The organism is Glutamicibacter halophytocola (assembly GCF_001302565.1).
Classification (GTDB): Bacteria; Actinomycetota; Actinomycetes; order Actinomycetales; family Micrococcaceae; genus Glutamicibacter; species Glutamicibacter halophytocola.
Map to the genome: position 1 here is coordinate 3,258,591 of NZ_CP012750.1, position 13,558 is coordinate 3,272,148.

11 protein-coding genes are annotated in these 13,558 nt (G+C 63.8%); 5 read left to right on the top strand and 6 right to left on the bottom strand.

The window, feature by feature from the left end:
* Window positions 1-41: 41 nt before the first annotated feature.
* From AOZ07_RS15070 to AOZ07_RS15095, 6 genes are all read right to left on the bottom strand, one after another.
* Window positions 42-1,517 (bottom strand): DUF222 domain-containing protein, encoded by a 1,476-nt coding sequence (locus AOZ07_RS15070; protein ID WP_060702728.1) that lies wholly within the window; start codon window positions 1,515-1,517, stop codon window positions 42-44.
* A gap of 177 nt (window positions 1,518-1,694) precedes the next feature.
* Window positions 1,695-3,149, bottom strand: coding sequence for a nucleobase:cation symporter-2 family protein (locus AOZ07_RS15075; protein ID WP_060702729.1), 1,455 nt, complete (start codon window positions 3,147-3,149; stop codon window positions 1,695-1,697).
* A gap of 92 nt (window positions 3,150-3,241) precedes the next feature.
* Complete coding sequence (locus tag AOZ07_RS15080) at window positions 3,242-5,563, bottom strand: FdhF/YdeP family oxidoreductase (RefSeq protein ID WP_060702730.1); 2,322 nt, start codon at window positions 5,561-5,563, stop codon at window positions 3,242-3,244.
* A 57-nt stretch (window positions 5,564-5,620) separates the two neighbouring features.
* Complete coding sequence (gene fdhD, locus AOZ07_RS15085) at window positions 5,621-6,451, bottom strand: formate dehydrogenase accessory sulfurtransferase FdhD (protein ID WP_060702731.1); 831 nt, start codon at window positions 6,449-6,451, stop codon at window positions 5,621-5,623.
* 110 nt (window positions 6,452-6,561) lie between these two features.
* Complete coding sequence (locus tag AOZ07_RS15090) at window positions 6,562-8,211, bottom strand: BCCT family transporter (protein WP_060702732.1); 1,650 nt, start codon at window positions 8,209-8,211, stop codon at window positions 6,562-6,564.
* 44 nt (window positions 8,212-8,255) lie between these two features.
* Window positions 8,256-9,230 carry a flavin reductase gene (locus AOZ07_RS15095; RefSeq protein WP_060702733.1) on the bottom strand — a complete coding sequence of 325 codons (975 nt, stop codon included), beginning with the start codon at window positions 9,228-9,230 and terminating at the stop codon, window positions 8,256-8,258.
* Between the two features lie 116 nt (window positions 9,231-9,346).
* Here AOZ07_RS15095 and AOZ07_RS15100 point away from each other — a divergent pair, with 116 nt between their 5' ends.
* The 5 genes from AOZ07_RS15100 to AOZ07_RS15120 are packed head-to-tail and all read left to right on the top strand — an operon-like array spanning window position 9,347 to window position 13,554.
* Window positions 9,347-10,042 (top strand): GntR family transcriptional regulator, encoded by a 696-nt coding sequence (locus AOZ07_RS15100; protein ID WP_060702734.1) that lies wholly within the window; start codon window positions 9,347-9,349, stop codon window positions 10,040-10,042.
* Window positions 10,043-10,078: 36 nt separating this feature from the next.
* Window positions 10,079-10,738 (top strand): amino acid synthesis family protein, encoded by a 660-nt coding sequence (locus AOZ07_RS15105; RefSeq protein WP_084793291.1) that lies wholly within the window; start codon window positions 10,079-10,081, stop codon window positions 10,736-10,738.
* Entirely contained in the window at window positions 10,735-11,286 is a 552-nt protein-coding gene (locus AOZ07_RS15110; RefSeq protein ID WP_060702735.1) for an amino acid synthesis family protein, read from the top strand. Before AOZ07_RS15105 ends, AOZ07_RS15110 begins: the two co-directional genes overlap by 4 nt.
* Window positions 11,287-11,320: 34 nt before the next feature.
* Complete coding sequence (locus AOZ07_RS15115) at window positions 11,321-12,073, top strand: alpha/beta fold hydrolase (RefSeq protein WP_060702736.1); 753 nt, start codon at window positions 11,321-11,323, stop codon at window positions 12,071-12,073.
* Window positions 12,070-13,554 (top strand): aldehyde dehydrogenase, encoded by a 1,485-nt coding sequence (locus AOZ07_RS15120; RefSeq protein WP_060702737.1) that lies wholly within the window; start codon window positions 12,070-12,072, stop codon window positions 13,552-13,554. The genes AOZ07_RS15115 and AOZ07_RS15120 overlap by 4 nt, the downstream gene beginning before the upstream one ends.
* Window positions 13,555-13,558 lie beyond the last annotated feature (4 nt).

The window sequence follows — 13,558 nt, forward strand, 5'->3', positions numbered from 1 at the left end:
CCAGCTCACGTTCTACTCCCCGTGCGGGCAGGTAGCCCCGATCAGGCAGGGATATCCTCGATATCCGGCGGACTGCTCCCGGTGTCCGGCGGCCGGTTCAGCCAGTCCTCGAAGGAACGCACCCAGTCAGCTTCGCTCATGCACTGCGGGTAGGGCTGATGCGCAAAACCTGTCGCCGGCGGCGCGGTGGAATGATACGTCGGCCCCATTCCGGTAGCGATCTTCATCCGGTGCGGCCCCCGGGAGATGACAATTTCCTGCCATCCGGGGGTTTCCTTGGCCTGGTTGCAGAACTTGCACCTTCCATCGGCGTTGACCACGCAGGTGTGCCCGCCCAGGCAGGCCTGGGTGACGTGGTCGATTTCCTCGATCATCCCGTCGCAGAAGGGGGTGCGGCAGCGCCGGTCGCGGGTTCTGATGAACTTCTTCATTTTCTCCGGGAAGATCCGTGCGGTGGAGTCCATCGCGATCAGCTCCCGGTCCCCGGGGGCGGTATAGAGGCGGATCAGCTCGATGGTCGCTTCCAGGGTGTCGATGAAGGCCGGGGGCCGGGTGGTGGCCATTTCCGCGAGGGTCATGTTGTTCAGGATTTCCTTGCCGGCGACCAGTTCGCGCGCGTATTGCGGGGCGATGACTCCGTAGCCGTCGAGGTAGGCTGGCTGCCGGTCGCCGAGGAAGAGGGTCTTGTCGGTCATGACCAGTGCGACGTTCATGTTCACGGGCACTGTTGCGTCCGGGCTGGTGCAGAAGCTGGAGAGGTAGTCGGCTTCGATTTGCGCGCGGGTGCGCGGGTCGCCGTGGGCTTTGAGGCTTGTGGATTTTGCCTTGATGTCGTTTTTCAGGGCCAGGCCGGCGATGATGGGCAGTTCGGCGTGGATGCTCATCATGCCGGTGTCCGGGTGCGCGGTGAATTTGATGCGGCGTTGCTCTTCGGCGCTTTTTTGTTCTTTGCACTGGTCGTCCGAGGCGTAGGCGTAGGTGAAGTCCTTGACGGTGTCGCTGATTTTCCTGGTGCCCTGGTTGGCGAACAGTCGGGGGTTCTTGGCGTACAGCTGATCGAATTCGGTGCGGCGTTCGGCTTTGAGGATGCGCAGCGGGGTGAGGATGGCGCGCATTTGGGCTTCGGTGAATTCGCCGCGGCTGTAGGCGGCGGCCAGGTGCGGGGTGTTGTTGAAGAGGATGCGGCAGTTTTCGAGGTATTCGCGGTAGCCGTGGGGGTCTGTTTTGCGGGCGAGGGCTATGGTGGCGGCGGTGCCGCGGTTCAGCTGCTTGAGGTTGCCGCGGGTGGCGTTCTGGTGGACGACGTTGATTTCGGTTTGGTGGGCGAGGGCTGCCTGGTGGTAGCGCAGGGAGGAGATGGCGCGTTCCAGGCGGGCGATGCTGGTGAGGCATTCCTCGGCGGTTCCGTGTTCCTCGATGTATGCCAGGCTCGTTTCCAGTCCTTTGACCACGGCGGTGAATCCGTCGTGGTTTTCGGGGTTGGGGGTTTGCGCTGGGGGGATCGTGGTTTCGGACATGTTCTTATTTTACGCCGGTTAATCGAACATGTCTTCGATTGTTTGGTTGCGGGTGGATAACTTTTAGAACACGGTAAAGTTACCAGTCAGCGATGGTATTTCAGGTTCAGGGCGGATAGGCCCGGGGTGGAATGGGCGCGCACGAGGTCGTGGTGCTCGAACGGGCCCAGCGTGAATCTAGCCCTGGGGCATCGGCCGATCGCCGGCCTGGCCGGGCTGCTCGGCGATGATTTGCACTTCCAGTCCCTGCTGGTCGTAGAGCTTGCCGCCCACGAGGTGATCGCCGTCGGCCAGCCCCTCAAGCTGGTGCTTGTAGACGGAACGCTGCGAGGTTTCCTTCTTGCCCCAGTTCAGCTCGTTGAAGATGATGTTCAGCAGCACGGCCATGATCGTCGCCGAGGAAATGCTCGATTGGAAAATCGTGCCCACCCAGGCGGGGAAGGCGGCATAGAAGTCGGGCTTGACCATCGGGATGCAGCCAAAGGCCAGCGAGGTCGCGATGATCAGCATGTTCATGTTGTCCTCCTTGGCCTTGGCCAGGGTGCGGATGCCGGCAGCGGCGACCGAGCCGAAGAGCACCACGCCGGCGCCGCCGAGCACCGGCTGCGGGATCGAGGCGATGACGCGGCCAAGCACCGGCAGCAGGCCCAGGACCACGAGGATGCCGCCACCGGCAGCGACCACAAAGCGGCTTTTCACCCCGGTGATCGCGACCAGGCCGACATTCTGCGCGAAGGCCGACTGGGTGAAGGTATTGAAGATCGGGCCGACCGCCGAGGAGAGCATGTCGGCGCGCAGGCCGTTGGCGATGCGGCGCGAATCCACCTTGGAGCCGGTGATTTCGGCGACCGCGAGCATGTCGGCGGTGGTCTCGGTGTAGGTCACCAGGATGACGATCATCATCGAGATGATGGCGCTGACTTCGAAGACCGGTGCGCCAAAGGCGAAGGGCGCCGGCACCGCGAAGATCTCGCCGGCGAGCGCCTGCGAGAAGTCGGCCATGCCCATGAGAACGGCCACCAGGGTGCCCAGGGCGATGGAGAGCAGGATCGAGAGGCGCGAGAAGGCGGCCACCCCGGACTTGGACAAGGCCAGCAGGATCAGCAGGGTGATCGCGGCCAGGGCGATGTTTTTCATCGACCCGTAGCTATCGCCGGCGGCCGACCCGCCCATGGCCCAATCCGCGGTGACCGGGAAGAGCGAGACGCCGATGATGGTGATGACCACGCCGGTGACCACCGGCGGGAAGAAGCGCAGCAGCTTGGCGAAGAACGGGGCGATCAGGATGCCGATCGCGCCCGAGGCGAGCACCGCGCCAAAAACCGCGGGCATCCCCCCGCCGCCATTGAGGATGGCGATCATGGTGGCCACCCCGGAGAAGGACGTGCCCTGCACCAGCGGCAGCTGGGCGCCGAAGAACGGGATGCCCAGGGTCTGCAGGATCGTGGCCAGGCCGCCGATGAACAGGCAGCAGGCCACCAGCACGCCCATCTGCGCGGTGTCCATGCCGGCCGCCCCGCCCATGACCAGCGGCGGGGCGATGATTCCGCCGTACATGGTCAGCACGTGCTGGAAGCCGTAGGCCACGGTGCGGCCGGGGCTCAGGCGTTCGTCTTCGGGTCTGGTGCTCATGGGGAAAATCCTCTGCGGTGGACTGCAAATTGGCGCATCCCGCGTTGCCGGGATGCGCCCCGCCCTCAATTCTCCCGCATGAGCCCGATAGATCAGCTATCCAGCGTGCGCCCGGGCTGCTGGGTGTGCTCCACGAAGCGCACCATCATGGCCTTGAAGCCCGGGGTGTTCGATTCGCGGGCCACCAGATCGCGGTGCACCAGCGCGTTCGCCTCCGGGTAGTAGGCCGCCACGCAGCCCTTGGCCGTCGGGTAGGAGACCAGCCGGAAGCGGTTGGCGCGGCGCTCGGTGCCGGCGAAGGTGGAGATCACGTCGACCAGGTCGCGGTCCTTGAACCCGGTCTGCTCCAGGTCTTCCGGGTTGACCAGGATGACCCGGCGGCCGTCCTTGATGCCGCGATAGCGGTCATCGAGCCCGTAGAAGGTGGTGTTGTACTGGTCGTGGCTGCGCATGGTCTGCAGGATCAGGTGTCCCTCGGGGGCTTTCAGCGCCTCGAAGTCCGAGACGGTGAACCGGCCCTTGCCGATGTCGGTGGCGAAGGAGCGGGTGTCGCGCGGCGGGTTGGGCAGCACGAAGCCGTTCTTTTCGCGCACCCGGGCGTTGAAGTTCTCGAAGCCGGGCAGCACCTTCTCGATGTGGTCGCGGATCACGTCGTAGTCCTCGGCCATGGCGCGCCAGTTGACCGGGTGGTCCTCGCCCAGGATCGCCTGGGCCATGCGGGCGACGATCACCGGTTCGGCCAGCAGGTGCTCGGAGACCGGGGTGAGCCGTCCGCGGGTGGACTTGATGACCGACATGGAGTCCTCCACCGAGAGGAACTGCGCCCCGCCCGGGTGCTTGTCGTCCTTGTCGGTGCGGCCCAGGGTGGGCAGGATCAGCGAGGTCTTGCCGTGCACCACATGCGAGCGGTTGGGCTTGGTGGAGATGTGCACGGTCAGCTTGGCCCGCTGCATGCCCGCTTCCAGCGCTTCGGTGTCCGAGTTGGCCAGCGCGAAGTTGCCGCCCATGGAGACGAACACGTCTACCTCGTCCTTTTCGAAGGCGTGCAGGGTTTCGGTGGAGTCGTAGCCGTGGGCGCGCGGGGAGCTGATGCCGAATTCGGCGTCGATCGAGGCCAGCAGCTTCTCGGTGGGCTTCTCCCAGATGCCCATGGTGCGATCACCCTGGACGTTGGAGTGGCCGCGCACCGGGCAGGCGCCGGCGCCGGGCTTGCCGAAGTTGCCCTGCATCAGCAGCAGGTTGATGATTTCCTTCAGCGTCGGCACCGAGTGCGGCTGCTGGGTCAACCCCAGCGCCCAGCAGATGATGGTGGCCTTGGACTTGATCAGCAGCTGCGCGATCTCGGTGATCTGCTCGCGACTCAGGCCCGTGGCCTCTTCGGTGGCTTCCCAGTCCACGGTGGCACGCGCTGCGCGGTAGGCGTCGAATCCGTCGGTCACCTGGGCGATGAACTCGTGGTCCACCACGCTGCCCGGGTTCTTCTTCTCCTCTTCGAGCAGCAGGTGGCCGAAGGCCTGGAACAGGGCCAGATCCCCGCCGACCTTGATCTGCAGGAAGTCGCTGGCCACCGGCTCGGCCTTGCCCAGCATGCCGCCCACGGTCTGCGGATCCTTGAAGCCGAAGAAGCCGGCTTCGGGCAGCGGGTTGATCGCGACCACGCGGGCCCCGCGCTTGCGCGCGTCGGCCAGCGCGGAGAGCATGCGCGGGTGGTTGGTGCCCGGGTTCTGGCCAACCACAAAAATCAGCTCGGTGTGCTCGAAGTCCTCCAGCGAGACGGTGCCCTTGCCGATGCCGATCGTCGGATTCAGTGCGGTGCCCGAGGATTCGTGGCACATGTTCGAGCAGTCCGGAAGGTTATTGGTGCCCAGCGAACGGGCGAGCAGCTGGTACATGAACGCGGTCTCGTTGGCGGTGCGCCCGGAGGTGTAGAACACGCAGCGATCGGAGGTGGTGGCGTTCACGTGCTCCGCGATGGTGGAAAAGGCCTGCGCCCAGCTGATCGGCTGGTAGTGGCTCTCGCCCTCGTGGATGATCATCGGGGTGGTGATCCGGCCCTGGGAGCCCAGCCAGTATTCGGTCTTGTCGCGCAGGTCCTCGATGGAGTGCTGGGCAAACCATTCGGGGGTGACGGTGCGGGCGCTGGCTTCTTCGGCGATGGCCTTGGCGCCGTTTTCGCAGAATTCGGCCGGCTTGCGGCGTTCGGTGATGGATTCGGGCCAGGCGCAGCCCGGGCAGTCGAAGCCGCCATGCTGGTTCACCCGCAGCATCGAGCGCAGGGTGCGCGATGCTCCGGCCTGGCTGAAGCCGCGCTCCATGGAGACCATGACCGCTTTGAGGCCCGCGGCGGCATGGGCAGGTTCGCTGACTTTCAGATCATCCTCGTTGATGTCTTTTTTAGGTGCCGAACGATGCATGAAACCCTCCTGGTGGTGGCGCGACCGGTACTGATATCCAGCTCACATATTACAAGGCTACGCCTTATTGATCCGATGCGCATGTGTATAAATGTTCACGCTGTGCTTGCGCGAAAAAGCCGCCAGCGTCAGGCCCGTCTCATCCGCCAGATCCACGGCCAGGGAGGAAGGCGCGCTGACCGCGGTGAGCAGCGGAATTCCGGCCATCGCCGCCTTCTGCACCAGTTCGAAGGAGGCGCGTCCGGAAACCTGCAGCACCGTATCCTTCAGCGGCAGCATTCCGGAGCGCAACGCCGCCCCAATCACCTTGTCCACCGCATTATGCCGCCCCACGTCCTCGCGCAGGATCAGCAATTCGCCGGCGGTGGAAAACAGCCCCGCCGCGTGCACTCCCCCGGTGGAAGAGAACAGCTTCTGCGACTCGCGCAGGGTGTCGGGCAAATCCAGCAAGGTCTCCAGTTCGATCGACCCGGCCGAGGCATCCAGCTCGAACCCGGCCTTCTTGCGCACCTCGTCAATCGAGTTGGTGCCGCAGATCCCGCAGGCCGAACTGGTCACCACATTGCGCGCCTTCGCCGCATCCGGGGGCGTGGCCCCGGGACCCAGCTGCACCTCGATGACATTGAAGGTCTGGTTGCCTTCCTCATCGGTGCCCGCGCAGTAGCGCAGGGAAAGCAGCTGCTCGGAGGCCCGGATCACGCCCTCGCCCACAAGGAACCCGGCGACCATGTCGAAATCGTCGCCCGGGGTGCGCATCGAGGTGGTGTACGAGGTATGCCCGAAACGGATTTCCAGCGGTTCCTCGCCGGCCAGTTTCTCCTCGCGCGGGCGCCAGCCGCCCTCTCGCGTGGCGCGAATAACCCGGCGGCGAACGATCTTACGGCCCATCTTGGCTGCTCCTTGCGGTGCTTCTTGTTGCTCTGGCCAATACTCGCACACCACAGGCGAAAACGCAGTGCCCGATGTCCCTGGAGGCCGCAAATCAGCCCGGCAACTGTTCACTGGCCGCTGCGAACTCCCGTTGCCGTTTTTTCCTTGTAGGCCGCCAGCGGCAGCCGGGTGTCGTTCCTGAGCTCCTTGACCAGCGACATGCCCAGCAGCGTCACAATGACCGTAAACGGAACGGCCGACAAGATGGCCGCTTGCTGCAGCGCTTCCAGGCCACCGACCAGGAGGAGCACGATTGCGCAGACTCCGGTCAGCAGCCCCCAGATGGTCAGGATCGGGCGCTTCGGGTACATATTTCCGCCTGATGTCAAGGTCCCCAGCACGTAGGTATTGGAATCTGCACCGGTGATGAAGAAGAGCACCACGAGGATCACCGTGAATGCAGAGGTCACTGCCGGCAAGGGCAGCTCGGCCAGCATCGCGAAGAAGGTGCTATTGGTATCGGCGAGGGTGGCCTGGCCAATGCCGGAGGAACCGTGCATTTCCTGGTGCATCGAGGTTCCGCCGAAGATGCTGAACCAGATGCTGAAGACCAGCGATGGAACACCCATCACGGCAATCACGAACTCGCGGATGGTGCGGCCCTTGGAAATACGCGCCAGGAAAATGCCGACGAAGGCTCCCCAGCTCAGCCACCAGGCCATCATGAAGTAGGTCCACCACTGCATCCACTGCAGGTCCTCGGCGTTTGACGGCGTCAGCAGCGCCACCGCAGGGAATTCCGCCAGGAACTGGCCCATGGACCGGAAATAGATATTGCTGATGAATCCGGATGGACCGGAGATGAAGACGAAGATCCCGATCAGGGCGGCACCAATCATGGTGCCCTGGCTCAGCCACTTGATGCCCTTGCCCACCCCGGACAGGGCGGAGAGGGTGAAGATGATCGTCACGCCAGCGATGATGACGATCTTGACGAAGATGTCCGTGGGAATGCCGAACAACCGGTTGAATCCCTCGGCGATTTGCGATGCACCCAGCCCGAGGGACGTCGTCGTGCCAAAGAGCGTTGCCAGAACAGTGAAAACGTCGATGGTCTTGCCCAGCGCGCCATCCATTGACTTGCCCAGGATCGGGCGCAGCATCACCGAGACCAGCCCCGAATTTCCGCGGCGGTGGGTCGAGTAGGCAATGGCCAGGCCGAAGACCCCGAAGAGCGCCCACGCGTTCGGTCCCCAGTCGAAGTAGGAGAATTGCAACGCAAGAACCGCCGCATCCATGGTCCCTGGCTCGGCCCGGTTGTGCGGCGGATCCATGAAGTGGCTCATGGGTTCTGCCGCGCCATAGCTGATCAATCCAATGCCCATGACCGCTCCGAGGATCATGGCGATCCACGCCCAGGTGGAGAATTCGGGACGATCATGGTCTTTGCCCAGCCTGATTCCACCGTAGCGCGAGAAGCCCAGGAACAGCATCAAGAAGATGCATCCGAGCGTGACCACCAGGTAGCTCCAGCCGATGTATTGCGCAAACCACGAGGAAGCGTCGGACATCAGGCCGTTGAGCTGTTCCGGGGCAATCGCTGCCCACAACACGAACGCAACAACTAGCAGCAGCGAAATAGCCAATACGCTGCCCGGGCCATGGAGTTTCTGATAGACCTTCTTGGAGTCGGCCGAACTCGAAGCATGGTGCAATTCGCCACCGGTGAGGGTTGGCCCGCCCACCGGCCCCTGATTGCGGTTCGTGTCGATATTCATTTCCTTGAATTCCTTAGCAATAGTGGAACCTGCTTGCGGCTGGCTTAGAGTGCTTGCAATTCTGCGCCGTCGAAGAATCGGCCGGCCTTGTAGATCATCGGTTCGATGTCCGCGACTTCCGAGTGCTTGACCTTCGCAATGAATACGGTGTGGGTCTTGGCCTGGAAGCGCTCCTTGATTTCGGCCTCGATCGACGCAGCGGAACCGTCGAGCATCGGAGTGCCGTTCGGTCCTTCGTGCCAGGCCAGGTTCGCGAATTTGTCGTCCGCCTTGGAGGCGAAGGTGCCCACGGTTTCACGCTGTTCGTTGCTCATGATGTTGATACCCAAGTGCGTTGACTTGAACAGCGAAGCGTAGGTGCTCGTCGTCTTCTGGACGCATACCAATACCAGTGGCGGCTCCAGGGAGACCGAGACGTAGGAATTCGCGGCCAGCCCTCGCGGTGCGCCGTTTTCGTCTTTTGTGGTCACCACGGTGACGCCGGTGATGAACTGCCGGTTGAACCCCTTGAGCTCCTCCAAGTTCGGAACCCCGCTCAGATCGTCAACGACGATTCCGTCGTCCGGCGTTTCAAACGCCGATTTGAGCGATGGGACTCCCACGTCTTCCAGCAATTCGCTCTGGTCCCACGTGACTTGCTCGGAGATGACCTTCCCGTCCTGGAATTTCAAGAGATTCGAACCCCGCGTTTCCACGCTGTGGCCGGTGGCCGGCACACCCTGCAAGGCCCTGGTGAAGGTTCCTTTCGTCCGCCAGAATACGGCGATGGACTGTTCCGCGTCGTCGACAAGCAAGTGGTCGATCGTCGTAACCAGGTCGGGGAATGCCTCGCGCACTGCCAAAATGTCTTCTTTCAGGGACTGGGCAGTCGAGACTTTCTTGGATTTGTTGCTGACTCGCTGGTAATCGGCGTGGAGGATCTCATCGAGCGAATCCACGTTGCCGTGGTCCCATGCTGCTTCCCATGAGGCGACGAGAGCATTCTTGACTTGCTGGAGTGAAAGTTGTGTTTGTTGCATGCAAGAAATGCTAGCAAAGCATGTGACATAGTCAACAGATTTCCAGAAATCTTTAAAAATTCGTGAATTGTCAGGAATCTCTTGCATACATGATCAACTGTGGATATGGTTCTTGTATGCAAGAGAGTTCAGTGATTGAAACCAGCCAAGACAATGCAGTTGACCTGCCGCTGCTAAGCAGGTTGCGCCAAATGATCGTCACCGGCGCAGTATTGCCTGGCGACCTGCTGGCAGAGACGGCCCTGGCCCAGGAGTTCTCGGTCAGTCGAACTCCGATTCGCGAGGCCCTGAAACAGCTGGAACGCGAAGGACTCGTGGAAGTGCGCTCCAGGGTCGGAACATTCGTCAGAAAACCCACTCAACGGGAAATCAACGAAATGTTTGCCTTGAAGGAGTCTTTTGAAGGACTCGCCGCCGGGCTGATGGCCCGGCGCGGCCCGGTGCCTGAACTCGAGCATCTCAAAGACAACGTCGAGCAAAGCCAGCTCGCGGTCAAGCGGGGAGACACCGAGGCGTACTCGCGCCTCGTGCACGATTTCCACAGCACCCTGGTGGCTGGAGCCGACAACAGGAAGCTTTCCGAGCACTACGACCTGCTGATGAATCAGCTGGCCTATCAGCGCATTGTCTCGCAGACCCTGAGCCAGCCGGGGCGTCTGCAGAATTCTGCCAGCGAGCATCAGGCAATCATTGATGCCATCTGCTCAAAAGACCCGTTGGCCGCTGAACTCGTCATGCGCCGCCATGTGGCCGCCTCAAGCCAATTAGCAACCATCGCCGCCTTCAAAGAGGACAAGGCCCCCAAGGGCTAGCGGCCGACGCCGATCTCCAGACGAAAGAAGATCCAGATGAACCCTCCCTTGATCGTTTCCAGCGACCTGAGCACCCGTTCGACACTCGCTGGCTACTCGGATATTGCCGCAGCGACCGGACTGCGCAAATTATCGAGCACCGTTGAAGAAGTGCCGCACGAAAATTTGGGGACCATCACCCGGGCCACCGCCATGGCGGTCATTGCGAACCCATGGCTGGGCACCGGTCCGGATCATGATCTGTCCGAGCGCACCGAAGCCATTGCACCGCTGCTGGCCAAGCTGATTTCCGACCGCCTGCTGGAGGCCCTGGGCGGGGTGGAGAAAGTCGAGGCCTTTGGCAAGGCCGCCCTGGTCGGCAGCGACGGCGAACTGGAGCATGCCGGAGCGCTGATCCACACCCCCTACTTCGGCAACCTGCTGCGCGAAGCCCTGGGCGGAACCTCCATCATCTGCTTCGCCGACGGACGCGGCGTCCCCGGGGAAACACTGCGCGTGCCGATGTGGCACAAGAACGCTGCGGCCACCCGCACCCACTACCAGACCATGGACCTGTTCCTGCCCGATGCCCCGCACGCCGGGGAAATCGCGGTGATTGCCGCAGCCTCCAGCGGACCGCGGCCCCATGCCCGCATCGGAGATCGAACCACCGATCGCCCGGTAACTTCCGAAATCCTGAAGGGAATCCAACTATGAACTACCGCAAGCTAGTGACCATCGTCGAGGAAATCGCCACCGAAGGCGGACGCCCGGTTGATCCCGTGGCCAAGGTGGCCATTGTCGCCGCCGTGTTCGACAACCCCTGGGCCGGACAGGGCTTCGTCGAGGACCTGAACGAAGGCATCGATGCGGTCGCTTCAGAACTCGGCGCGCTGCTGGCCCCACGGGTAATCGAAGCCCTGGGCGCACCGCTCGAAGCCTACGGCAAGGCCGCCATTGTGGGCCTGGAGGGCGAAATCGAGCACGGTTCGGCGCTAATCCACACCCTGAAGTTCGGCAACCACTTCCGCGACGCGGCCAACGCCACCACCCTGCTTCCGGCAGTGGAGAAGCGCGGGCCAGCCGGGGTGCAGTTCGACATCCCGCTCAAGCATTTCACCGATGCGACCATCCGCTCGCACCACCAGAGCGTGGAAGTGAAGGTCTCCGATGCCCCGCATCCAGGCGAGATCCTGATCGCACTGGCTGCCGCCACCCGTGGCCGTCCGCAACAACGACTGGCCCCGCTGTCCACCGAACAGTAGCCCCCAGCAGCATTCGAAACGGAGCGAAGCACCCATGACAAGCACCGAGCGCCCGCAGGTAGTCCTGCTGCACGGAGTGGGCTTGGACCACACCATGTGGCAGCCCCTGCGCGAGCACCTGTCGCACGAGACCGTGGCCCTGGATCTTCCGGGGCACGGCGGGCAGCCGCCCCTGCGCACCGAGCAGGACCTGGCGAGCCTGGCGGCCGATGTGCTGGCGCGCCTGGACACCCGGGCCCCGGTGCACCTGGTCGGCTTCTCGCTCGGCGCGCTGATCGCCCAGCATCTGGCACGCTTCGCTCCGCAGCGGGTGCGCACCCTGACCGCGGTCAATTCGGTCTGCCGGCGCACCGCAGACGAGGCTGCCGCCGTGGAACAGCGACTGGCCACCGCCGGCACGGACTTCGCCCAGGGCATCGACCGCGCCATCCAGCGCTGGTTCCCGGCAGGGGAAACCGCGGTGGACCAGCGGATCATCGAGGCCACGCGGCAGACCCTGGCCGGCAATGACGTCGAATCCTATGTGCATGCCTATGCGGTCTTCGCCCGCGGCGACCGCGAGATCGCAGGCGAGTTGTCCGGCATTATCCAGCCGGCCCTGGCCATCACCGGGGAACTGGATCCCGGATCCACCCCGCAGATGTCCCGCCGGCTCGCCGAGTCCATCCCCGACTGCCGGCTGCGCATCATCCCCGGGGCCAGGCACATGCTCCCGGTGGAGAATCCGATGGCACTGGCCGGCGAATTGAACAAATTTTTCAGCGACAATGAAGGGAATCAGGCATGAGCGAGCGCTACCTGCATTTCATCAACGGCGAGCACGTTGCTCCCAGCGAAGATCGTTTCTTCACCAGCACCAATCCGGCCACCCTTGAAGAACTCTACGAGGCCGCCCGCGGCACGGCCGAAGACGTGGATCGGGCCGTCAAGGCCGCGCACCGCGCCTTCACCTCCCGCGCCTGGAGCTCGCTGAGCGCGACCGCACGCGGCCACCTGCTGCGACGGCTGGGCGATCTGGTCGGGCAGAATGCCGAGCAGCTGGCCCGCTTCGAGTCGCTGGACAACGGCAAGCTGCTGCGCGAGATGCGCGGCCAGCTGGCCACCCTGCCCGAATACCTCTACTACTATGCCGGCCTGGCCGACAAGGTGCAGGGCTCGCAGATCCCGAGCATGAACCCGGCCATCTTGAACTACACCCAGCGCGAAGCACTGGGCGTGGTCGGGGCCATCACCCCGTGGAACTCGCCGCTGACCCTGACCATCTCCAAGATCGCCCCGGCCCTGGCCGCCGGCAACACCGTGGTCATCAAGCCCAGCGAGTACACCTCGCGCACCGTGCTGCTGCTGGCCGAACTGGCCGACCAGGCAGGCTTCCCGGCCGGGGTCATCAACGTGGTCACCGGCTTCGGCGCCGAGGCCGGCGCCGCGCTGGTCGCCCACCCGCTGCTGGCCAAGATCTCCTTCACCGGGTCCACCGCCACCGGCTCCTCCATCGCCGCGCAGGCCGCCAGCCGCTTCATCGGCTGCACCCTGGAGCTGGGCGGGAAGTCGCCGAACATCGTGTTCGACGACGCCAACGTGGACAACGCCGCCATGGGCGTGGTGGCCGGAATCTATGCCGCCGCGGGCCAGACCTGCATCGCCGGCTCCCGCGTCTTCGCCCACAAGTCGGTCTACGACGAACTGCTGGAAAAGGTCGTCAACCGCGCCAAGTCCATCATCATCGGCGACCCGCTGGCCGAGGCCACCGAGCTGGGCCCGCTGGCCTTCGCCGATCAGCTGGCCAAGGTCTCCTCCTATGTCCAGATCGGCGCCGGGGAAGGCGCCACCGTGCTGGCTGGCGGCTCGCGGCCCGGCGGCTTGGAACTGCCCGGCTACTTCTTCTCCCCCACCGTGCTCACCGACGTCACCAACGACATGCGCGTGGTGCGCGAGGAGATCTTCGGCCCGGTGGCCGCGATCATGCCCTTCGAGCATGAAGACGAGCTGCTGGCCGCGGCCAACGACACCGAGTACGGGCTGGCCGCCGGCGTCTGGACCCAGAACCTGGCCCGCGCCCACCGCATGGCCCGCCGGCTGGAGGCGGGCACCATCTGGGTGAACACCTACCGGGCGATGTCCCCGATGTCCCCGCGCCAGGGCTTCAAGAGCTCCGGGGTGGGCATCGAGCACGGCCTGGAATCGATGAACGAGTACACCCGGCTGAAGTCGGTCTGGATCAACACCGACGAATCCCCGGTCGCCGACCCCTTCGTCATGCGCGCCTAAGGAG

What these genes read in the sequence shown, in the direction of transcription:
- AOZ07_RS15110 (WP_060702735.1), top strand. Translation starts at nt 10,735, where the DNA reads ATGAACTACCGCAAGCTAGTGACCATCGTCGAGGAAATCGCCACCGAA.
- AOZ07_RS15105 (WP_084793291.1), top strand. Translation starts at nt 10,079, where the DNA reads ATGAACCCTCCCTTGATCGTTTCCAGCGACCTGAGCACCCGTTCGACA.
- AOZ07_RS15075 (WP_060702729.1), bottom strand. Translation starts at nt 3,149, where the DNA reads ATGAGCACCAGACCCGAAGACGAACGCCTGAGCCCCGGCCGCACCGTG.
- AOZ07_RS15090 (WP_060702732.1), bottom strand. Translation starts at nt 8,211, where the DNA reads ATGAATATCGACACGAACCGCAATCAGGGGCCGGTGGGCGGGCCAACC.
- fdhD (WP_060702731.1), bottom strand. Translation starts at nt 6,451, where the DNA reads ATGGGCCGTAAGATCGTTCGCCGCCGGGTTATTCGCGCCACGCGAGAG.
- AOZ07_RS15080 (WP_060702730.1), bottom strand. Translation starts at nt 5,563, where the DNA reads ATGCATCGTTCGGCACCTAAAAAAGACATCAACGAGGATGATCTGAAA.
- AOZ07_RS15070 (WP_060702728.1), bottom strand. Translation starts at nt 1,517, where the DNA reads ATGTCCGAAACCACGATCCCCCCAGCGCAAACCCCCAACCCCGAAAAC.
- AOZ07_RS15095 (WP_060702733.1), bottom strand. Translation starts at nt 9,230, where the DNA reads ATGCAACAAACACAACTTTCACTCCAGCAAGTCAAGAATGCTCTCGTC.
- AOZ07_RS15115 (WP_060702736.1), top strand. Translation starts at nt 11,321, where the DNA reads ATGACAAGCACCGAGCGCCCGCAGGTAGTCCTGCTGCACGGAGTGGGC.
- AOZ07_RS15100 (WP_060702734.1), top strand. Translation starts at nt 9,347, where the DNA reads ATGCAAGAGAGTTCAGTGATTGAAACCAGCCAAGACAATGCAGTTGAC.
- AOZ07_RS15120 (WP_060702737.1), top strand. Translation starts at nt 12,070, where the DNA reads ATGAGCGAGCGCTACCTGCATTTCATCAACGGCGAGCACGTTGCTCCC.